The following is a 21327-nucleotide window of genomic DNA, read 5'->3' as shown; positions in this document are numbered from 1 at the left end:
AGGGCACATGGCGGTCTTCGTCGCGCTCGGCGCGTTCCTGATGACGCTGGCCGGCGGCTGGACGGCACAGCGGGTGACCGATCGTCGCCACCTGGTCCTCGGACTGGCGGGCGGCCTGATGCTGGGCGTGGTCGGCCTGGACCTGCTGCCCGAGGCGCTGCGCGCCGCGGGCCGCGAGGTGTTCGGCGTACCGGCGGCCCTGCTGCTGTTCGTGGCCGGCTTCCTCCTGGCCCACCTGGTCGAGCGGCTGCTGGCCGCCCGGCAGGCCGCGCACGGCGGCGACGAGGCGCACAACCACCGCGCGCCCGAGGTGGGCCTCACGGCGGCGGCCGCGATGGTCGGTCACAGCGCCATGGACGGCGTGGCGATCGGCGCGGCCTTCCAGGTGGGCGGCTCCATGGCCGCCGCCGTCGCGCTCGCCGTCGTCGCCCACGACTTCGCCGACGGCTTCAACACCTTCACCCTCACCAGCCTGTACGGCAACGCACGCCGCAAGGCCGTCGCGATGCTCCTCGCGGATGCCCTGGCGCCCCTGGTGGGCGCCGCCTCGACCGCGTTCATCACCATCCCGGAGTGGTTCCTCGGCGGCTATCTCGGCCTCTTCGGCGGCGTGCTGCTCTACCTCGCGGCGGCCGAGATCCTGCCCGAGGCCCACCACGAGCACCCGGCCCGCTCCACCCTGCTGTGCACGCTCACCGGCGTGGCCTTCATCTGGGCCGTGGTGGGCCTGGCGGCGTGAGCGGGCCCCGGGGAACGGGCGCCGGGCACGGCTCACAGCTTGCCGCCCCGTCCGCCCTCGCGCCGCGCGGGCGCGATGAGCGTCGACAGGTACGGCAGCGCGGCGCCGTCCAGATCGGCGGCCGGCCGGATCGACTCCTCCGGCAGCCCCAGCGCCGACCCCCACACGGCGTCGGCGAGCCGCCCGCTGTCCCGCAGCGCCTCGGCGACCTCCCGCGCCTGCCGCCCGAACTTGTAGGCGACGACCGTCCCGGGCCCCTTCAGCGCGTTCTCCAGCACGGCCGTCCCCGCGGTCACCGGCACCAGCGTCAGCGGCTCGGTCCCCTCGGTGAGCACCGCCCCCGAGCGCGCCGCCAGGTCCTGCATGGCGGTGATGCCCGGCACGGTCTCCACCACGACCCCCGGCACCAGCTCGGCGACGGTCTGCGCGAGATAGGTGAAGGTCGAGTACACGTTCGGATCGCCGATGGTGGCGAACGCGACCGAGCCGTGCCCGCGCAGCAGCCCGGCGACCCGCTCCCCGGCGGCGTCCCAGGCGGCCTCGCGGCGGCCCCGGTCCGACCGCTCGTTCAGCGCGAACACCACCCGCACGACCTTCTTGGCGGGCACGTAGTGCAGCACGGTCGCCTCCGCGCGCCCGCGCTCCCCGGTGTCCATCACGGGGACGACGACGACGTCGGCCGCGCGCAGCGCGCCCACGCCCTTGACGGTCACCAGCTCCGGATCGCCGGGACCGACCCCGACTCCGACCAGCCTGCTGCTCATGACGTCCGGCACCTCTCCACGAACCGACGGGCGGCACCGGGCGCGCCGGCCCAGTGCGTGTGCAGATAACTCGCGTGCACGTTGCGCTGCACGAAACCTTCGACCCGCCGGGTGGGGACGCGCACGCCCCAGGCGGGAGCCGCCGGGCCCGTCCCCGAGCCCGGCTCGACGACGGTCCGGTGGAACTCGTGCCCGCGCATCCGCTCCCCGGCGGCGGCGAGCACGCTGTCGGTGACGGCCACGGCGTCCCGGTATCCGAGGGTGAGCCGCTCTGTCATCCGCGCGGCCGCGTCCAGCACCCCGCACATCGGCCGCCCGTCCAGCTCCCGGCACAGGTACAGCAGCCCGGCGCACTCGGCGGCGACCGGGGCGCCGGCGCGCGCGAGGGCGCCGACGTCCCCGCGCAGCGACTCGTTCGCGGACAGCTCGGCGGCGTACACCTCGGGGAAACCGCCCCCCACGACCAGGCCGCTGGTCCCCTCGGGCAGCCGCTCCTCACGCAGCGGATCGAAGGTGACCACCTCCGCCCCGGCGGCGGCCAGGAGCTCGGCGTGCTCGGCGTAGGAGAAGGTGAAGGCGGCGCCGCCGGCGACGGCGATCCTCGCCCTCGGGCCCCGGCCGGCCGCGACCGGCGGCAGCGCGGAGGCCACCGCCTCGGCCGCGTCCCAGGCCGCGCCCGGCAAAGCCCCCGCACCGCGCGCCAGCGCGACCAGGGCCTCCAGATCGCACCCCGCCTCGACCTGGGCGCCCATCGCCTCGACCGCCTCGACCGCCGCGGCCCGACGCTCGGCGACCGGCACCAGGCCCAGGTGCCGGGACGGGGTGTCCACCTGCGGCGCCCGCCGCAGCACCCCCAGCACCGGCACCCCCACCGACTCCAGGGCCTCCCGCAACAGCGCCTCGTGCCGGTCCGAGGCGACCTTGTTGAGGATCACGCCCCCGATCCGCACCCGCGGGTCCCACGTCACGAACCCGTGCACCAGCGCGGCCACCGACCGCGACTGCGCGGACGCGTCCACGACGAGCACCACGGGCGCCCGCAGCAGCTCGGCCACCTGCGCGGTGGAGGCCAGCTCACCGTGGCCGGCGGCTCCGTCGAACAGCCCCATCGCGCCCTCGACGACCGCGATGTCGCACCCGCGCGCGCCGTGCAGGAACAACGGCCCGACCAGCTCGGGCCCGCACAGGAAGGCGTCCAGGTTGCGCCCCGTCCGCCCGGTGGCGAGCGCGTGGTACCCGGGGTCGATGTAGTCCGGCCCGACCTTGTGCGGCGACACGGCGAGCCCCCGCCGGGCCAGCGCGGCCATCAGGCCGGTGGCGACGGTGGTCTTGCCGCTGCCGGAGGCCGGCGCGGCGACGACCAGCCGGGCGACGGACGACGAGGAGGAGGTCAGCACGGAGTCACCACTCGATGCCCCGCTGGCCCTTCTGACCCACGTCCATGGGGTGCTTGACCTTGGACATGTCGGTGACGAGATCGGCGAGGTCCACCAGCCCGGCCGGCGCGTTCCGCCCGGTGATCACCACGTGCTGGGTCCCCGGCCGGTCGCGGAGCACCTCGACGACCTCGTCGGTGTCCACCCAGCCCCAGTGCATCGGGTACGCGAACTCGTCGAGCACGTACAGCCGGTACGTCTCGGCGGCCAGGTCCCGCTTGACCTGCTCCCAGCCCTCACGGGCCTTGGCCTCGTTGTCCATCTGGGCGTCCCGCTGGACCCACGACCAGCCCTCGCCCATCTTGTGCCAGTCGACGCTCCCGCCCTGGCCGGAGGCCCCGAGCACCCTGAGCGCGTTCTCCTCGCCGACCTTCCACTTCGCCGACTTGACGAACTGGAACACCCCGATCGGCCAGCCCTGGTTCCAGGCGCGCAGCGCCAGCCCGAAGGCGGCGGTGGACTTGCCCTTGCCGATCCCGGTGTGCACGACCACGAGCGGCCGGTTGCGCCGCTGACGCGTCGTCAGCCCGTCCTCCGGTACGACGCTCGGCTGTCCCTGCGGCATTACGCGGCCCTCCTCGAAGTCCCCTGCGCTCCCTGCACGTCCCGCACCAGCCCGGCGATGCTGTCCGCCCGCAGCTCGTCCAACGTCACCGCCGTACCGCCGAGTTCACCGGCGAGTCGGCCGGCCAGCCCCAGCCGTACCGGTCCCGACTCGCAGTCCACGACCACACAGGCGGTCCCCTCGGCGGCGAACAGCCGCGCGGCACGCCCGGCCAGGGCCACCGGCTCCTGACCGCCGGTGGCCCGCCCGTCGGTCACCACGACCACCAGCGCCCGCCGCGCCGGGTCCCGCAGCCGCTCCACCCGGAGCACCTCGTGCGCCCTGAGCAGCCCGGCCGCCAGCGGCGTACGCCCGCCCGTCGGCAGCGACTCCAGCCGGGCCGCGGCCGCGTCGACCGACGAGGTCGGCGGCAGCGCCACCTCGGCGTCCCTGCCGCGGAACGTCACCAGCCCCACCTTGTCCCGCCGCTGGTAGGCGTCGAGCAGCAGCGACAGCACGGCGCCCTTCACCGCGCCCATCCGCTGCCGTGCCGCCATCGACCCCGACGCGTCCACCACGAACAGCACGAGGTTCCCCTCGCGCCCCTCCCGGGCCGCCTGCCGCAGATCGTCGCGGCGCACCACCAGCCCCGGGCCGCTGCGCCCGCGCGCCCGCTGGTGCGGTGCGGCGGCCAGCACGGTCGCCGCCAGGTGCAGCTTGGTCAGCGTGCCCCGGGGCCGGCGCGCCCCGGTCGTCCGCCCGTGCTCGGTCCGCGCCCGGGACCGCCGCCCGGCAGCGCCCTCACCGATGCCCGGAACGCTGAGCGCCTTGGTGCGGAAGGGCTCCGAGGCGCGTGCCGGGGACCGCTCGCCCGCACCCGCGCCGGACGGCTGCGGCTCTCCGCCGTCGTCACCGGCCTCGGGCCGAGCGGCGGTGTCGCCACCGTGCGGTCCGCCGTCCTCGGGCGCGGGCCCGCCGCCCCCGCCGGGGCCGTCCGGACCGGGATCGGGATCGTCGTCCTGTCCTCCGCCGAACTCCTGGAGGGTCTCGTCGAGCTTGTCCTCGTCGAGACCGGGCGCGTCGAAGGGATTGCGCCGCCGCCGGTGCGGCAGGGCCAGCAGCGCGGCCTGCCGCACGTCCTCGGCGAGCACGTCGGTCCGGCCGGCCCAGGCGGCCAGCGCGGTCGCGGTCCGGGCCATCACGATGTCGGCGCGCATGCCGTCCACCTCGAAGGCGGCACAGGTCGCCGCGATCTGCCGCAGCGCCCCGTCGCCGAGCCGGACCCGCGGCAGCAGCTCCCGCGCGGCCGCGATCCGGGCCCGTACCGCGCTCTCCTCGCCCGCCCAGCGCGCCGCGAAACCGGCCGGATCGTCGTCGTACGCCAGCCGGCGCCGCACGACCTCCACCCGCTGATCCGGCTCCCGGGAGGCCGCCACCTCGACAGTCAGCCCGAACCGGTCCAGCAACTGCGGCCGCAGCTCGCCCTCTTCCGGGTTCATGGTCCCCACCAGCAGGAACCGCGCCGCGTGCCGCACGGACACGCCCTCGCGCTCGACGTAGGAGGCGCCCATCGCCGCCGCGTCCAGCAGCAGGTCGACGAGGTGGTCGTGCAGGAGGTTGACCTCGTCGACGTAGAGGATGCCCCGGTGCGCGCCGGCGAGCAGACCGGGCTCGAAGGCCTTCACGCCCTCGGCGAGCGCCCGCTCGATGTCCAGGGCGCCCACCAGCCGGTCCTCCGAGGCGCCGACGGGCAGTTCGACCATCCGCGCCGCCCGTGACTCGTAGGCGCCCGGCTCGTGCGGCCCGTCCGGGCACGCCGGGTCGGGCGAGCCGGGGTCGCAGGAGAAACGGCACCCGGCCACGACGTCCACCTCGGGAAGCAGCGCGGAGAGCGCGCGCACCGCGGTGCTCTTCGCGGTGCCCTTCTCGCCGCGCACCAGCACCCCGCCGACCGCCGGGGAGACGGCGTTCAGCAGCAGCGCGAGCCGCAGGTCGTCCTGGCCGACGACGGCCGTGAACGGAAAGGGGGTACTCACTTCTCGTCGCCCTCCAGGTCGCCCTCGAGTTCCAGGTAGGTGGCGCGCAGCCGCTCCAGCGTGTCCGCGTCCGGCTCGGCCCACAGCCCCCGGTCGGCGGCCTCCAGCAGCCGCTCCGTGATGCCGCGCAGCGCCCATGGGTTGGACTTCTTCATGAAGTCCCGGTTCTCGGCGTCGAAGACGTACTCGGCGCTGAGCTTCTCGTACATCCAGTCGTCGACCACGCCCGCCGTGGCGTCGTAGCCGAAGAGGTAGTCGACGGTCGCCGCCATCTCGAAGGCGCCCTTGTAGCCGTGCCGCCGCATGGCCGCCATCCAGCGCGGATTGACCACCCGGGCACGGAAGACCCGGTGGGTCTCCTCGCCCAGCGTGCGGGTCCTGACCTGGTCGGGCACGGCGGAGTCGCCGACGTACGCCTCCGGGCTCGCGCCGGTCAGGTGCCGGACCATGGCGACCATGCCGCCGTGGTACTGGAAGTAGTCGTCGGCGTCGACGAGGTCGTGCTCACGGGTGTCGACGTTCTTCGCGGCGACCGCGATGCGCCGGAACGCGGTCTCCATGTCCCCGCGCGCCGCCCGCCCGTCCAGCCCGCGCCCGTACGCGTAGCCGCCCCACACCGCGTACACCTCGGCGAGGTCCGCGTCCGAGCGCCAGTTCCGCGCGTCGATCAGCGGCAGCAGTCCCGCGCCGTACGCACCCGGCTTGGAGCCGAAGACCCGGGCGGTGGCGCGCCGCCGGTCGCCGTGCTCGGCGGTGTCCTCGTCGGCGTGGGCCTTCACGTAGTTCCGCCCGGCCGGCTCGTCCAGTTCCGCGACCGCCCGCACCGCGTCGTCGATCAGCCCCACGACGTGCGGGAACGCGTCCCGGAAGAACCCGGAGATGCGGACCGTGACGTCGATGCGGGGCCGGCCCAGCTCCGCCAGGGGGACCACCTCGAAGCCGGTGACCCGGCGCGAGGCGTCGTCCCACACCGGGCGGCAGCCCAGCAGCGCCAGGATCTCGGCGATGTCGTCGCCCTGGGTGCGCATCGCGGACGTGCCCCAGACGGTCAGCCCGACCGACTTCGGGTACTCGCCGGTGTCCCGCAGGTAGCGCTGCACGAGGGAGTCCGCGAGCGACTGCCCGACCTCCCAGCTCAGCCTGGACGGGATCGCCTTGGGGTCGACCGAGTAGAAGTTCCGCCCGGTCGGCAGGACGTTGACCAGGCCGCGGGTGGGCGAGCCGGAGGGCCCGGCCGGGACGTAACCGCCGTCCAGCGCACGCAGGACGTGCCCGATCTCGTCCGTCGTCCGGGCCAGCCGGGGCACGACCTCGGCGCAGGCGAACTCCAGCACGGCGACCGCGGCCGGGAGTTCACGGCCCAGCACCTCCCGCACCAGGGCCGCGCTCGCGTCCGTCGCCCAGCCGCGCGCCTCCAGTCCCTCCGCGAGCCGCCGGCACAGCTGCTCCAGCAGGTCGATCACGTCCGCCGCCGTACGGGCCGGACCGTCCACCAGGCCGGTCAGCTCCGCCGGCGCCTTCACCTGCGCCCCCGGCTCGGCCAGCAGCTCCTTCTCCACCAGTCCGAAGTGCTCGGCGAGCGTCGCCCGCAGCCCCGGCAGCGCGTCGGCCCGCCCGCCCCACACCTGGGAGGCGCGCAGCACCGCGAGGACCAGGTTCACCCGCGGTTCGCCGACCGGACCGCCGCCCAGGACGTGCAGACCGTCCCTGATCTGCACGTCCTTGATCTCGCACAGATAGCCGTCGATGTGCATGACGAACTCGTCGAACTCGTCGTCGTCCGGCTGCTCGGCCACGTGCAGGTCATGGTGGAGCTCGGCGGCCTTGACCAGGGTCCAGATCTGGGCCCGCACGGCCGGGGCCTTGGCCGGGTCCAGGTCGGAGACGAGCGCGTACTCGTCGAGCAGCTGCTCCAGCTTGGCCAGGTCGCCGTAGGTGTCGGCGCGCGCCATCGGCGGGACGAGGTGGTCGACGACCGTGGCGTGGCCGCGCCGCTTGGCCTGGGTGCCTTCGCCGGGGTCGTTGACGATGAAGGGGTAGACCAGAGGCAGGTCGCCGAGGACCGCGTCCGGGGCGCATCCCCCGCTGAGGCCGAGTCCCTTGCCCGGCAGCCACTCCATCGTGCCGTGCTTGCCCATGTGCACGATCGCGTCGGCGCCGAAGCTGTTCTCCAGCCACCGGTAGGCCGCCAGGTAGTGGTGCGAGGGCGGCATGTCCGGGTCGTGGTAGATCGCGATCGGGTTCTCGCCGAAGCCGCGCGGCGGCTGGATCATCACGACGACGTTCCCGAACCGCAGGGAGGCGAGCACGATGTCCTCGCCGTCGACGTACAGCGAGCCCGGCGGCTCGCCCCACGCCTCGGTCATCGCCGCCCGCAGGCCGGGGTCCAGCCTCTCGAACCAGGACCGGTAGTCGGCGAGCGGCACCCGCGCCGGGGCGGCGGCGAGCTGTTCCTCCGTCAGCCACTCCACGTCGTGGCCGCCGGCCGCGATCAGCCGGTGGATCAGCTCGTCGCCGCCGGAGGGGTACTCGGTCAGCGAGTACCCCGCCTCCCGCAGCGCGTCCAGGACCCGCACCGCGGAGGCGGGGGTGTCCAGGCCGACGGCGTTGCCGACCCGCGAGTGCTTGGTCGGGTAGGCGGTGAAGACCAGCGCGATCCGCTTCTCCGCGTTGGGCTTGTGCCTCAACCGGGCGTGCCGTACGGCGATTCCGGCGACCCGCGAGGCCCGCTCGGGGTCCGCCACGTACACCGGGACGTCGTCCGGCCCCTGCTCCTTGAAGGAGAACGGGACGGTGATCAGCCGGCCGTCGAACTCGGGGATGGCGACCTGCATCGCCGCGTCCATGGGGGACAGCGCGGCGTCGGACGCCTCCCAGGCGTCCCGCGAGGAGGTCAGGCAGAGCCCCTGGAGGACGGGCACGTCCAGGTCCGCGAGCGCGCCGACGTCCCACGCCTCCTCGTCACCGCCGGCGGACGCCCGCGAGGCGTGCGTGCCGCCGGCGGCGAGGACGGTGGCGACCAGCGCGTCGGCCCGGGACAGCAGCTCGAAGAGCGCCGGGTCGGCGCCGCGCAGCGAACCGCAGTACACGGGCAGCGCGTTGGCGCCGTGCGCCTCGATCGCGTCGCACAGGGTGTCCACGAAGGCGGTGTTGCCGCTCAGTTGGTGGGCGCGGTAGAAGAGCACGCCGACCGTCGGGCGGCCGGGCACGAGGGCACGCTCGCCGTGGACGCCGTACTCCGGCATCCGCCGCGGTTCCTCGAAGCCCTCGCCGGTCAGCAGCACCGTGTCGGACAGGAACCGGGCCAGCTCGGTGAGGTTGGCGGGGCCGCCCTCGACGAGGTAGCGCAGGGCCTCGGCCACCACGCCCGCCGGGACGGAGGAGTCGGCCATCAGCTCCGCGTCCGGCACGGCCTCGCCGCCCAGCAGGACGGTCGGCACGCCGGACGCCTTCAGCGCGGCGAGCCCGTCCTCCCAGGCGCGCTTGCCGCCGAGCAGGCGTACGACGGCGATGTCGGCGCCGGCCAGCAGCGCGGGCAGCTCGCCGGCCACGTCCACCCGGGTCGGGTTGCCGATCCGGTAGGAGGCGCCGGAGGCCCGGGCCGCCAGCAGATCGGTGTCGGCGGTCGACAACAACAACACTGTGCTCATGCGGGCGCTCCCGGTGGAATGAAGGGCAGTCCTCGTGGCGCGCCGGACTCGATGAGCCGCCACAGCGCGTCCGTGTCCGCGTGCTGTTCGATCAGGTCGCCGAGCCGGTCGAGCTGCTCCTCGCGCAGCGCGGCGAACGAGGTGTCCGGCGCAGGGGTGAAACGGCGGCCCGCGGTGGCGGCCACCACGCGCAGGAAGGCGCGCCGGAAACCGTCCGACTCCAGTGAGCCGTGCCAGTGCGTGCCCCAGACGGAACCCGCCCGGCAACCGTCCAGGCCGTGTCCGTCGCCGTCGGAGAAGAACGTCTGACCGCCGGTGACCTCGGCGACCCCGTGGTGGATCTCGTACCCCTCGACCCGCTCGCCCAGGGCCTCGCCGGACGGCCGGGCCAGGGTCTTCTCGCGGGCGAAACGGACCCGCACGGGCAGCAGGCCCAGCCCGTCGACGTGCCCGCGGCGGCTCTCGACCTCGTCCTCGATGTGCTCGCCGAGCACCTGGAAGCCGCCGCAGATGCCCAGGACGGGCCGCCCCTCGGCGGCCCTGCGCCGCAGCGCGTCGGCGAGCCCCCGCTCCCGCAGCCAGTCCAGCGCCCGTACCGTCCCCCGGGTGCCCGGCAGCACGACGAGGTCGGCGTCGGCCAGCTCCTCGGGCCGGTCCACGAACCGCACGACGACTCCCGGCTCGGCGGCCAGCGCGTCCACGTCGGTGAAGTTGGACATCAGCGGCACCGCGCAGACGGCGACCCGCAGCACGTCCTCGCCGACCGGCGGGGCGACCGCCGACTCCCTGACCGCGCCCCGCAGGGACACGCGCAGCCCGTCCTCCTCGTCGATGCCGAGCCCGTGCCGGAACGGCAGGACTCCGTAGGTGCTCCGGCCGGTCAGGCCGTGCAGCATGTCGAGCCCGGGTTCGAGCAGGGAGACGTCGCCGCGGAACTTGTTCACGAGGAACCCGGCGACCAGCTCCTGGTCCTCGGGGGACAGCAGGGCGAGCGTGCCGAAGAAGGAGGCGAAGACGCCGCCGCGGTCGATGTCCCCGACGACGAGCACCGGCAGCCGCGCCCCTCGCGCGATGCCCATGTTGACGATGTCGGTCCGGCGCAGGTTGATCTCCGCCGGGCTGCCCGCCCCCTCGCAGACCACCACGTCGTAGGTGTCCCGCAGTTCGGCCAGGCAGTCCAGCACGGTCCCGAGGAGCCGCTGCTGCCGCCCGCCGTGGTAGCCGCGGGCGCTCAGCTCGCCGACCGGCCTGCCCAGCAGCACCACCTGGCTGCTCTGCTCGCCGCCCGGCTTGAGCAGCACCGGGTTCATCAGCGCGGTCGGCTCGATCCGGCACGCCTGCGCCTGCATGGCCTGCGCCCGCCCGATCTCGGCGCCCTCACGGGTGACGAAGGAGTTCAGGGACATGTTCTGCGCCTTGAACGGCGCGACCTCGACGCCCTGACGTGCCAGCCACCGGCAGATCCCGGCCGTGACGACGCTCTTGCCCGCGTCGGAGGTGGTTCCGGCGACGAGCAGACCGCCGCTCATGACGTACGTCCCTTCGTCAGACGGTTGCGCAGGAGACCCGCGGCGGCGCACGTGCCGAGCGCGAGCCAGCTCACGCGCCGGGAGAGCCGTACGGCCCGGTCGATGTCGCCCGCCCGGACGGCGCGCCCGCCTCCGTTGAGCACCGGCCGGTGCTCCACGCGCCCCGCGTACGACAACGTGCCGCCCAGCCGCACGCCGAGCGCCCCCGCGAACGAGGCCTCGACCGGACCGGCGTTGGGGCTCGGGTGCTTGGCGGCGTCGGCGCGCCAGGCGCGCGCCGCCCCGCGCGGATCGCCGCCGGCCACGGTGGCCAGGACGGCGGTCAGCCGCGCCCCCGGCCAGCCGGCCAGGTCGTCGAGCCGGGCGGAGGCCCAGCCGTAGCGCCGGTACCTGGGCGACTTGTGCCCGACCATCGCGTCGAGCGTGTTGACGGCCCGGAACCCGAGCAGCCCCGGCACGCCCGCCAGGGCGCCCCAGGCGAGCGCCCCGACGACCGCGTCCGAGGTGTTCTCGGCGACGGACTCGACGACGGCCCGGGCGATCCCGTCGGCGTCCAGCGCCTGCGGGTCGCGTCCGCACAGGTGCGGCAGCCGCGCCCGGGCGGCCTCGACGTCGCCGGACTCCAGCGCCCGCCCGATGGCCCGGGCCTCGCGGGCGAGGGAGGTGCCCCCCACCACGGCCCAGGTGGCGACGCCGGTCAGCGCGACGGAGGCGGCGGGGAAGGCGCGTACGGCGCGCGCGGCGCCGGCGCCGAGCGCGGCGGCGCCACCGGCGCACACGACGGTGTGCAGGGCGCCCCACCCACGGTGGTCCCGCCACAGCACGCGCTCCACGGCGCCCGCGGCACGGCCGAACGCGGCGACCGGGTGCCCGTGGCGCGGATCGCCCAGGAGCAGGTCACCGAGGAGGCCGGCGGCGGCGCCGTACGCGAAGACGCGATCGGCACCCATCGGTTCAGCCGGCCGCGGGGTCGGTCACGGAGTCGCTGGGGAACCTCGGTCGGCAGCCGCGCATGGCGATATGTCCTCACTCAGGGTGTCCACGCCCTGGTTCGACGAGACCGGCGGTGAGAGTTCCTGGCTCCCGGGGAGGGTTCCTCCCCGGTCACAGTGGCGGGACCGCGCCGGATTCGCACCGGGCTTCCTCTCCTGCCGCCGTACATGGCCCCGGAAGTCCACCACGCACCGCGAACGCCCGTCAACTTGCCGTTGACCTGCGCAGGGGTACTGAGATGAGGCCCACACCGCGCTCCGCCCCGGGTCCGCGGCGCGGAACGGCGCGGAGCCCCGCGCGGGCCGTTTCACGGCGGCCGGCGCGGGGCGGGACGGGAGTGGCTGGAAGTGGCGTCCGGGGCTGAGGGGCGCTCAGCCCTTGCCGATGATCAGGTTGAGGCCGTAGGCGACGGCGGCGGCGCACGCCGCGAAGCAGAGGTAGGCGCCGGTGACCGCGAGCGCCCCGCCGCCACTGCCCTGGGCGACGGCCCGCTCCCGGCGGGAGAGGCCGGCGATGCCGAGGGTGAACAGGGCCACGAGGCCCACGGTGACCACGAGGCTGACGCCGAAGACGGAGCCGAGGGCCGCCCAGTCGATCTTCATGAGGATGCTTCCTTGGGGAACCGGGGTGCGGGACTCAGACGGCCGCGGCCGGCGGGGCCGCGGGGGTCGCCGTGGGCGTCGGGTCGATGTCGATGACGGGCGCGGACGCCGGGGCGGGGATCGTCACGGTGAGGCCGCCGGTGAGGACCGGGGCGTCGGCGAGCGGGGTGGCGGGCTCGGTGGCGGGGGCCTCGGCGGCCGGGGCGGCCGGGGGCGGGGCCACGGCGGCGATCGCCTGGGTCACCACGCCGGCCGGTTCCCCGGTGCCGTTGACGTTGGTGTGGTCGACGACCTGGCGGCGGGAGATCTTCCAGATCGCCGCGCTGGAGGCGATCAGGAACACGGCGACCAGCGCGGTGCCCCAGTCGCCGAGGCCGGTCACGGCCTCCGCGCCGGCGCCCACCAGGGCGGCGGCCGGCAGCGTCAGCACCCAGGCGACGGCCATGCGGCCCGCGGTGGACCAGCGGACCACCCCGCCCTTGCGGCCCAGCCCCGCGCCCATCACCGAGCCGGAGACGACGTGCGTGGTGGAGAGCGAGAAGCCGAGGTGGGAGGAGGCCAGGATCGCCGCGGCCGCGCTGGTCTGGGCGGCGAAGCCCTGCTGCGGCTGGAGGTCGGTCAGGCCCTTGCCCATGGTGCGGATGATGCGCCAGCCGCCGATGTAGGTGCCGAGCGCGATGGCCAGGCCCGCCGAGAGGATGACCCAGGTGGGAGGGTTGGAGCCGGGGGCGACGGCGCCGCCGGCGACCAGCGCGAGGGTGATGATGCCCATCGTCTTCTGCGCGTCGTTGGTGCCGTGGGCGAGCGAGACCAGACCGGCGGAGGCGATCTGCCCGATGCGGTGACCCTTTTCGGCCGCCCTGCCGTCCGACGTCCCGCCGATGGTGTACGACAGCCGGGTCGCGACCAGCGCGGCGACGCCCGCGACGACCGGGGCGGCGACCGCCGGGAGCATGACCTTGGTGACCAGGACGTCACCGTGCACCGCCCCGGTACCGGCGGAGGCGATGGTGGCGCCGATCAGACCGCCCATCAGGGCGTGCGAGGAGCTGGACGGGAGCCCGACCAGCCAGGTCAGCAGGTTCCAGAGGATCGCGCCCACCAGGGCGGCGAAGATGACCTCGGGACGGATGCCGGCCTCGTCGACGAGGCCCTTGGAGATCGTGTTGGCGACCTCCACCGAGAGGAAGGCGCCCACCAGGTTCAGCGCGGCGGACATGGCCACCGCGACCTTGGGCTTGAGCGCGCCGGTCGAGATGGTGGTGGCCATCGCGTTGGCGGTGTCGTGGAAACCGTTCGTGAAATCGAACGCAAGTGCGGTTACAACCACAATCGCGAGGATCAGCGAGAAGCTTTCCATTTACCCAGGCAATCGTTCGAGCGTCATTGGCTCGTTGAACGTAGGTAACCAGGGTGAACGGAAGATGAACTGAGTCGGTCGGCGTGGTGTCCGATTCCGTGTCCCGTGCCGCGCGGCTGGCAGGATCGGCGCATGGCTGAACAGCGGTGGGGCGAAACCCGGGGAAGAGGACGGCGGGACCCGTGGCAGGAGGAGACCCGGGCCTGGCGGGAACTGGTGGCGGCGGCCCGCCGCACGGTGGCGGAGGGGCTGGTGGTCGGCACCTCCGGCAACGTCTCGGTGCGCATCGGGGACACCGTGCTGGTCACGCCGTCGGGAGTGCCGTACGACCGGCTGACCCCGCGGGACGTCACCGGCGTCCGCCTCGACGGCGTGCAGGTGCTCGGCTCGCTGGTCCCCACCAGCGAGCTGCCCATGCACCTGGCGGTCTACCGCACCACCGACGCCGGCGCCGTCGTCCACACCCACGCCGTGCACGCGACCGCCGTCTCCACCCTCGTCCCCGAGCTGCCCCTGATCCACTACATGGCGGGCGCGCTCGGCGGGCCGGTACGCGTCGCCCCGTACGCGACCTACGGCAGCGAGGAGCTGGCCGAGAACATGCTGCGCGCCCTCGCCGGCCGCTCCGGCTGCCTACTCCAGAACCACGGCGCCATCACCTACGGAGCCACCCTCGACCAGGCGTACGACCGCACCGCCCAGCTCGAGTGGATGTGCCGGCTGTGGCTGACCGCGTCCGCCGTGCCCGGCCTGTCCCCGGCGCTCCTCACACCGGAGCAGCTGGCGCGGGCGACGGAACGGCTGCGCGGGTACGGCCAGGCGGCGCAGGACTGAAGGCGGCGGGCCGGCGGCCGGCGGGGGCCGACCGCGCGGGCCGACCCCGGTTCCGGCCGGTGACCGATGGCGGTCGCCCAGGGATGAAGGCGGCTCTTCCTGGAACTCGCAGGAACATGTCACCCCGACCCTTCTCCCCGCTGGCCGGTGGCCCGGTACGCCACGACACTGGTCCCGTGCGCACAGTCAAAGCGACGGCCGCGGCCGTCACCGCGGCCCTGGCGGCCGGCGCGGCGAGCGTCGCCGCCGGCCGGCTCGCCAGCGACGCCGCGCTCAAGACGACCCCGGGCCGGCCCCTGCCCACCGACCACCGGCTCACCGTGCACGGCACGGCCGCGGGACAGATCACCCTCACCCGTGACCTGGCCTCGCTGCGCCCGGGCACCTACGGACTGGCCGGCAACGGCTCCCACGCGGTCGTCGGCCCCGTCCTGGACGGCGCCCCGCACCTCCCCGACACCGTGGTACGCCGCCTCGAACGCGTCACGCACGGCTTCCTGCACCCTCGCGACAAGGTCTGGCTCACCCCCAACCTGTACGTCGGCGACCCCGGCACCGCCCTCGGTCTGCGGCACACCGACGTCGACGTCCCGGGCGAACTCGGCAACCTGCCCGCCTGGTTCGTGCCCGGTGTCCGCGAGACCTGGGTGATCACCGTGCACGGGCTGGGCACCACTCGCGAACTGCCCATGAACGTCATGGAGTTCCTGCACCGCAGACACTTCCCGGTGCTCGACCCCGCCTACCGCGGCGACCTCGGCGCGCCCCGTTCCCCGGACGGCCTGAGCCACCTCGGCCAGACCGAGTGGCGCGACCTGGAGGCGGCGATCCGCTACGCCGTGCTCCACGGGGCCGAACGGGTCGTGCTGCACGGCTGGTCCACCGGCGCCACGATGGCGCTGCGCGCCGCCCTCCACTCGGAACTGCGCGACCGGATCTCCGGGCTGGTCCTGGACTCGCCGGTGCTCGACTGGGAGACGACGCTGCGGGCACTGGCCAGGGCGCGGCACACCCCGGGCGCCCTCCTGCCGCTCGCGGTGCGCGCCGCCCAGGGCCGCACGGGCCTGCGCGACGACCGGCTCGCCGGGGCGACCGATCTGGCACGGCTCACGGTGCCGACGCTGATCTTCCACGGTCCGGACGACGAGGTCGCCCCCTGGCGGCTCTCCCGCCGCCTCGCCGGCGACCGCCCCAACCTGGTGGCCCTGCACACGGTCCGCAACGCCTCCCACGGGGCCATGTGGAACGCCGACCCCGAGAGCTACGAGGAGGCGCTGCGCCGCTTCCTCACCCCGCTGATGTGACGGGTGACGGGGGGCCGGTGACGATGTCCGGCGGCAGCCCGCCGCCGGCCCGGCGGGGCCCCACCACGGAGCGGCGGGGCCGGCCGGTGGAGCACACCGGCGGGACGGAGCGGTGCGCGCGCCGCCGGCCGGACGGCCGTCGCGGGACCGGTCGCGCGGTCCGTCGGGAGCGGGTGCGGCACGGGGGCGGCGGGAGGAGGTGCGGCACGGGGCGGCGGGGACCGGCGGGAGGTCCGGCGGCGGGACGCGCGACGGGGGTTGACGGCCGCTGCGGGGCGGTGTGGCGCAAGTGCCGCGGTCCCGCCGGGCGAGGGCGTGGCGCGGGCCGGTACGCGGGGCCCGCGGCGGTTCCGTTTCAGGGCGTGGCGGGGTGCGCGGACACCTGGCGGTCACTGGCTTGTTCCGGTCGTTTCGGCCGCCGTTGGGGCTCCTGCGTTGGCCATCCCCGTAGCCCGCCGTGACATTCCGTTTGGGTTTTCGGACCGTCAACCGGAAGACTGCCCCTGTGACGTCCCGTATCCCGCGCGACTCCAGGCTTCGACTCGTCCGCCCACGACCCCTGGCCGCCGCCCCCCGAGCAGTGAACCAGCGGCGCTCGCACCGCCCCGCTCCGCGCCCGCCGGAGGGCACCCCCGCCCCGGCGGAGCTGGCCGGAATGGCACGCTCCGGCCTGGCCGGCGCGGTCCGCGTCGCCCGCTGGGCCGACGCCGCCCTCGGCCCCGGCAGCGACCGGGCGACCGCCGACGGCAAGGCCACCCTCTCCGCGAGCACCGCCGAGCGCGCCGCCGCCGACCTGGGCCTGACCACCGCCCGGATCCGCGCCGACTGGGACACCGCCCGCCTCGCCGGCCTCGTCGAGGTGCACGGCGACAGCGCCCGCCCCGGCTGGCGGCTGCGCGCCTGGGACCGTGACGACAGCGCTGTGCTGCGGGGCTGGGTCGCCCTCTTCGACGCCTGGTCGCTCGCCTGCCCGGAGCCCGAGGGCCACGAGGCCGCCGCGGTCGCCGAGGTCGTCTCGGCCATGCCGCAGGTGCTCTCCTTCCTCCAGCTCTCGGCCGGTCCCGTCCCCGTCGAACAGCTTCTCGACCTCCTCCAGCAGCGCGTCACCGAACTGCGCACCGAACGCTGCGAGGTCCCCTACGACCGGCGGCTCGAACCCACCGGACCGGTGGCCCCCGTGGCCGCCGCGGTCCCCGCCGCCGAGTCCGCCGGGGCGGACGACGCTCCGCTCGCGCCGCTGCTCGACTGGGCCCTGCGGGCGCTCGCCTCGGTCGGCGCGCTCACCTACGGCGACGGCCAGGCCACCCTCACCCCGCTGGGCAGCTGGGCGGTCTGGGTCAAGCTGGAGCAGATCTGCGTCGCCGCCCAGAGCCCCGCCGGGAACATCGAACAGGCGGCCGAGGACATGCTCCGCGGCTGCGCCCAGCTGCGGCCCAACGCGGCCCGCGCCGAGTACCGCGCCTGGCTCGCCGCCCGGCCCGTCGGCAGCGCCGTCACCGAACTCCTCGGAGCGGCCCGCGGCGAGGACGCCCTGCTGCGCGGGCTCGCCTTCGAGGCGCTGCGGGTCGTCGGCGCTCCCGCCGAGCCCGACGTGCGTGCCGTGCTCGACGAGCCGGCGCTGCGGCCGTACGCCCTGCTGTGGCTGGCCGAGCACGACGGCGCCGACCCGGAGGACGCCCACGAGGTCCTCACCCGGGAGGAGGCGACCTGGCTGTGGGTGGACACCGCCGCCGCCGTCGCCGACCACGGCGAGGCCGCGATGCTCGTACGGCACCTGGAGGCCGCGCTGCAGCCCACCGTCCCGGCGCTGCTGGCGGAGGTGCGGGCCGTGGGACACCCGCGCACCGTGCAGGTGCTGGTCGCGCTCGCCGCCGCGCACCCCGACCCGGCCCTGGCGAAGGCGGTCCGCCGGGCGGCCTTCCAGGTCCACACCGGGGGCGACTAGCTGTCCTGTCCGGGGAGGCAGGGGGAGGGGCGCGGGGTCGGCCCTCCGTGCGCGGCGCGTACGCGCCGAAGCTCCGGACGTCGCCCCGTTGCTCGCGACCCGGCTCCGGCCGGGAATTCCGGCCCGCCGCACCGTGTGGCACCGGTCACCGGCGGCTCCCCGGCGGCGACGCGGGCGCCGCCGCCGGCGCGCGCCCGGCCCGCGCTCGTGCAAACACCCGGGAAAACCGCTTGCGCGCCCCCGTTAGACTGTTCCGCATGGCCATTCTCCTCGCGCATTAGACAAGCGGGAACGCCCTCAGCCGTCCATCCCGCCCCCACCCGCCCTGGAGTCTGTCCGTGATCTCCGCCTCCGGCATCGAGCTGCGCGCCGGCGCCCGCATCCTCATCGAGAACGCCACCTTCCGCGTCGCCAAGGGCGACCGCATCGGCCTGGTCGGCCGCAACGGCGCCGGCAAGACCACCCTCACCAAGTGCCTCGCCGGCGAGGGCATCCCCGCCGCGGGCGCCATCACCCGCTCCGGCGAGGTCGGCTACCTGCCGCAGGACCCGCGCACCGGCGACCTCGACGTGCTCGCCCGCGACCGCGTCCTGTCCGCCCGCGGTCTGGACGTGCTGATCCGCAAGATGCGGGAGAACGAGCAGCGCATCGCCAACGGCCAGGGCGCCACCCGGGAGAAGGCGCTCAGGCAGTACGAGCGCCAGGAGACCGAGTTCCTCACCAAGGGCGGGTACGCCGCCGAGGCCGAGGCCGCCACCATCGCCGCCGCCCTCAACCTGCCCGACCGGGTGCTCGGCCAGCCCCTGCACACGCTCTCCGGCGGTCAGCGCCGCCGCATCGAGCTGGCGCGCATCCTGTTCTCCGACGCGGACACCCTGCTGCTGGACGAGCCCACCAACCACCTCGACGCGGACTCGATCGTCTGGCTGCGGGACTACCTGAAGAGCTACCGCGGCGGCTTCATCGTCATCTCCCACGACGTGGACCTGGTCGAGACGGTCGTCAACAAGGTGTTCTACCTGGACGCCAACCGCGCTCAGATCGACGTCTACAACATGGGCTGGAAGCTCTACCAGCAGCAGCGCGAGGCCGACGAGAAGCGCCGCAAGCGGGAGCGCGCCAACGCCGAGAAGAAGGCCGCCGCTCTGCACTCGCAGGCCGACAAGATGCGTGCCAAGGCCACCAAGACCGTCGCCGCGCAGAACATGGCCCGCCGCGCCGACAAGCTGCTCTCCGGCCTGGAGGCGGTCCGCCAGCAGGACAAGGTCGCCAAGCTCCGCTTCCCCGAGCCCGCGCCCTGCGGCCGGACGCCGCTGACGGCCGAGGGGCTGTCGAAGTCGTACGGCTCCCTGGAGATCTTCACCGACGTCGACCTGGCCGTCGACAAGGGCTCCCGGGTCGTCATCCTCGGTCTGAACGGCGCCGGCAAGACCACCCTGCTGCGCCTGCTCGGCGGGGTGGAGAAGCCCGACACCGGCCAGGTCGTCCCCGGCCACGGCCTCAAGCTCGGCTACTACGCGCAGGAGCACGAGACCCTCGACCCGGAGCGCACCGTCCTGGAGAACATGCGTTCGTCCGCTCCCGACATGGACCTGGTCGAGGTCCGCAAGGTGCTGGGTTCGTTCCTGTTCTCCGGCGACGACGTCGACAAGCCGGCCGGGGTCCTCTCCGGTGGTGAGAAGACGCGCCTGGCGCTCGCGACCCTGGTGGTCTCCTCCGCCAACGTCCTGCTCCTGGACGAGCCCACCAACAACCTCGACCCGGCCAGCCGCGAGGAGATCCTCGGCGCGCTGCGCACCTACAAGGGAGCCGTCGTCCTGGTCACGCACGACGAGGGCGCGGTCGAGGCGCTGCAGCCGGAGCGGATCATCCTGCTGCCCGACGGCGTCGAGGACCTGTGGGGCGCCGACTACGCGGACCTCGTCGCCCTCGCCTGACGGCCGGCGCCGGGCGCGGGCACCGGCCCGGCCCGGTGCCGCACGGGCCCGTGCCGAGCGTCGGCCCGGCCCTGGCCGGGTGCCGGCCGGCCTCTGGTCAACGACATGATCAACAGCGTGGTCAACGATGTGATCAACGGCGTATGGATCATTCGGCCCATCGGTGATCCATCATCTGCGTGAGATCTCCTCGTATCGAGGTGTGTCGTACATCGATTTATCGGCCGAGCCCTTATATGCCAAGGGCTCGGCCGTTGTACGTCCCTGACCTGGCATTTCCTGAAAGAACCCGATCGGCGGTACGGACGCCACCGCATGGAATGTCCCATTCCGCTTGTGGGGACGCTCTCCTGTCGTCACAACCATGTCTCACGGACCTTGCCGAATGGGTGGCCATCACGCCCCGGAGGGGTGATCATGAGGAGACCAGAGCGCACTTCCCATGAGGAGGCACGGGTGGCCGAGACTCTGAAGAAGGGCAGCCGGGTGACCGGCGCCGCGCGCGACAAGCTCGCGGCAGACCTGAAGAAGAAGTACGACGCCGGTGCGAGCATCCGAGCGTTGGCCGAGGAGACCGGCCGCTCGTATGGCTTCGTGCACCGGATGCTCAGCGAGTCGGGCGTCACGCTCCGTGGGCGTGGCGGGGCGACGCGGGGCAAGAAGGCCGCCTCGGCCTGATCCCGGGCGGCCCATCGGCTTCGATGGTGGCCACCCGGTCGGTCAATCGGTCGGCCGGGTGGTTACTGTGCAGTCACTTACGATGCCCGTGCAGGGCATCCGGCTGACCGTACCCATCGGAGGCGCACCATGGCTTCGCCCGAGCACGACCTCGAACCAGTACTCGACGCGGTTCTCGACAAGGACGGCGTGCGGCTCACCGTCGATGACGCGCTCGCCACGGTGACGCTGACCAACCCGGCCAAGCGCAACGCGCAGAGCCCGGCTCTGTGGCGGGCGCTCACCGAGGCCGGGCGGCTGCTGCCGGGCACCGTCCGTGTCGTGCTGCTGCGCGCCGAGGGCAAGTCGTTCTCCGCCGGGCTGGACCGGCAGGCGTTCACGCCGGAGGGCTTCGACGGCGAGCCGTCCTTCATCGACCTCGCGCGCGGCGACGACGCCGAACTGGACGCGACCATCGCCGAGTACCAGGAGGCGTTCACCTGGTGGCGGCGCAGCGACATCGTGACCGTCGCCGCGGTCCAGGGTCATGCCATCGGCGCGGGTTTCCAGCTGGCACTCGCCTGCGATCTGCGCGTCGTCGCGGACGACGTGCGGTTCGCGATGCGCGAGACCGCGCTCGGACTGGTGCCGGACCTCACCGGCACGCATCCGCTGGTGGGGCTGGTCGGTTACGCCCGGGCGCTGGAGATCTGCGCGACCGGCCGGTTCGTGACCGCCGAGGAGGCGGTGAGCACCGGGCTGGCCAACATCGCCGTGCCCCGGGACCAGCTCGACGCGACCGCGGGCGACCTCGCCTCGGCGATCCTCGCCGCGCCCCGCGACGCGGTGATCGAGACGAAGGCGCTGCTTCAGGGCGCCCAGGACCGCACGTACGAGGAGCAGCGCGCGGCCGAGCGCCGGTCCCAGGCCCGCCGCCTGCGCGACCTGGCCGGCCTCGGCGAGTAGGCGGCCCGGTGAGCGGCCGGGCGCTGATTCC

General features: G+C 74.5%; 16 protein-coding genes and 1 riboswitch. Of the genes, 7 read left to right on the top strand and 9 right to left on the bottom strand.

Features of this window, described 5'->3' with window-relative positions:
* The first annotated feature begins 7 nt into the window (after window positions 1-7).
* On the top strand, window positions 8-739 hold the full coding sequence (locus tag ACF061_RS30595; RefSeq protein WP_392270251.1) for a ZIP family metal transporter: 732 nt from the start codon (window positions 8-10) through the stop codon (window positions 737-739).
* Between the two features lie 32 nt (window positions 740-771).
* Here ACF061_RS30595 and cobI read toward each other — a convergent pair whose 3' ends face one another.
* From cobI to ACF061_RS30550, 9 genes are all read right to left on the bottom strand, one after another.
* Window positions 772-1503, bottom strand: a complete 732-nt coding sequence (gene cobI / locus ACF061_RS30590) for a precorrin-2 C(20)-methyltransferase (protein ID WP_392270250.1) — start codon at window positions 1501-1503, stop codon at window positions 772-774.
* Window positions 1500-2900 carry a cobyrinate a,c-diamide synthase gene (locus ACF061_RS30585; protein ID WP_392270249.1) on the bottom strand — a complete coding sequence of 467 codons (1401 nt, stop codon included), beginning with the start codon at window positions 2898-2900 and terminating at the stop codon, window positions 1500-1502. The genes cobI and ACF061_RS30585 overlap by 4 nt, the downstream gene beginning before the upstream one ends.
* A gap of 4 nt (window positions 2901-2904) precedes the next feature.
* The gene (gene cobO, locus ACF061_RS30580; RefSeq protein WP_392270248.1) at window positions 2905-3504 is read right to left on the bottom strand and encodes a cob(I)yrinic acid a,c-diamide adenosyltransferase; all 600 of its coding nucleotides are present in this window, start codon (window positions 3502-3504) and stop codon (window positions 2905-2907) included.
* On the bottom strand, window positions 3504-5519 hold the full coding sequence (locus tag ACF061_RS30575) for a putative cobaltochelatase (RefSeq protein ID WP_392270247.1): 2016 nt from the start codon (window positions 5517-5519) through the stop codon (window positions 3504-3506). Before ACF061_RS30575 ends, cobO begins: the two co-directional genes overlap by 1 nt.
* The gene (cobN, locus tag ACF061_RS30570; RefSeq protein WP_392270246.1) at window positions 5516-9169 is read right to left on the bottom strand and encodes a cobaltochelatase subunit CobN; all 3654 of its coding nucleotides are present in this window, start codon (window positions 9167-9169) and stop codon (window positions 5516-5518) included. Before cobN ends, ACF061_RS30575 begins: the two co-directional genes overlap by 4 nt.
* On the bottom strand, window positions 9166-10698 hold the full coding sequence (locus ACF061_RS30565) for a cobyric acid synthase (RefSeq protein WP_392270245.1): 1533 nt from the start codon (window positions 10696-10698) through the stop codon (window positions 9166-9168). Before ACF061_RS30565 ends, cobN begins: the two co-directional genes overlap by 4 nt.
* Window positions 10695-11648 (bottom strand): cobalamin biosynthesis protein, encoded by a 954-nt coding sequence (locus tag ACF061_RS30560; protein ID WP_392270244.1) that lies wholly within the window; start codon window positions 11646-11648, stop codon window positions 10695-10697. The genes ACF061_RS30565 and ACF061_RS30560 overlap by 4 nt, the downstream gene beginning before the upstream one ends.
* Window positions 11649-11768: 120 nt before the next feature.
* A riboswitch (cobalamin riboswitch) is annotated at window positions 11769-11845 on the bottom strand.
* A 217-nt stretch (window positions 11846-12062) separates the two neighbouring features.
* Window positions 12063-12293 carry a hypothetical protein gene (locus ACF061_RS30555; RefSeq protein WP_392270243.1) on the bottom strand — a complete coding sequence of 77 codons (231 nt, stop codon included), beginning with the start codon at window positions 12291-12293 and terminating at the stop codon, window positions 12063-12065.
* Window positions 12294-12327: 34 nt separating this feature from the next.
* Window positions 12328-13653, bottom strand: coding sequence for an anion permease (locus tag ACF061_RS30550; RefSeq protein WP_392270242.1), 1326 nt, complete (start codon window positions 13651-13653; stop codon window positions 12328-12330).
* Window positions 13654-13785: 132 nt separating this feature from the next.
* Here ACF061_RS30550 and ACF061_RS30545 point away from each other — a divergent pair, with 132 nt between their 5' ends.
* The 6 genes from ACF061_RS30545 to ACF061_RS30520 all read left to right on the top strand — a co-directional run bounded on the left by ACF061_RS30545 (window position 13786) and on the right by ACF061_RS30520 (window position 21296).
* Complete coding sequence (locus ACF061_RS30545; RefSeq protein ID WP_392270241.1) at window positions 13786-14487, top strand: class II aldolase/adducin family protein; 702 nt, start codon at window positions 13786-13788, stop codon at window positions 14485-14487.
* A gap of 176 nt (window positions 14488-14663) precedes the next feature.
* Complete coding sequence (locus tag ACF061_RS30540) at window positions 14664-15791, top strand: alpha/beta hydrolase (RefSeq protein ID WP_392270240.1); 1128 nt, start codon at window positions 14664-14666, stop codon at window positions 15789-15791.
* Window positions 15792-16446: 655 nt separating this feature from the next.
* Entirely contained in the window at window positions 16447-17736 is a 1290-nt protein-coding gene (locus ACF061_RS30535) for a hypothetical protein (RefSeq protein ID WP_392270239.1), read from the top strand.
* 338 nt (window positions 17737-18074) lie between these two features.
* Window positions 18075-19673, top strand: coding sequence for an ABC-F family ATP-binding cassette domain-containing protein (locus ACF061_RS30530; RefSeq protein ID WP_392270238.1), 1599 nt, complete (start codon window positions 18075-18077; stop codon window positions 19671-19673).
* Between the two features lie 456 nt (window positions 19674-20129).
* Window positions 20130-20351 (top strand): helix-turn-helix domain-containing protein, encoded by a 222-nt coding sequence (locus tag ACF061_RS30525; protein WP_018567695.1) that lies wholly within the window; start codon window positions 20130-20132, stop codon window positions 20349-20351.
* Between the two features lie 129 nt (window positions 20352-20480).
* Window positions 20481-21296 (top strand): enoyl-CoA hydratase/isomerase family protein, encoded by an 816-nt coding sequence (locus ACF061_RS30520; RefSeq protein WP_392270237.1) that lies wholly within the window; start codon window positions 20481-20483, stop codon window positions 21294-21296.
* Window positions 21297-21327 lie beyond the last annotated feature (31 nt).

Source organism: Streptomyces sp. NPDC015220 (genome assembly GCF_043079345.1).
Classification (GTDB): domain Bacteria; phylum Actinomycetota; class Actinomycetes; order Streptomycetales; family Streptomycetaceae; genus Streptomyces.
This window is presented reverse-complemented; position numbering and strand designations above follow the sequence as displayed.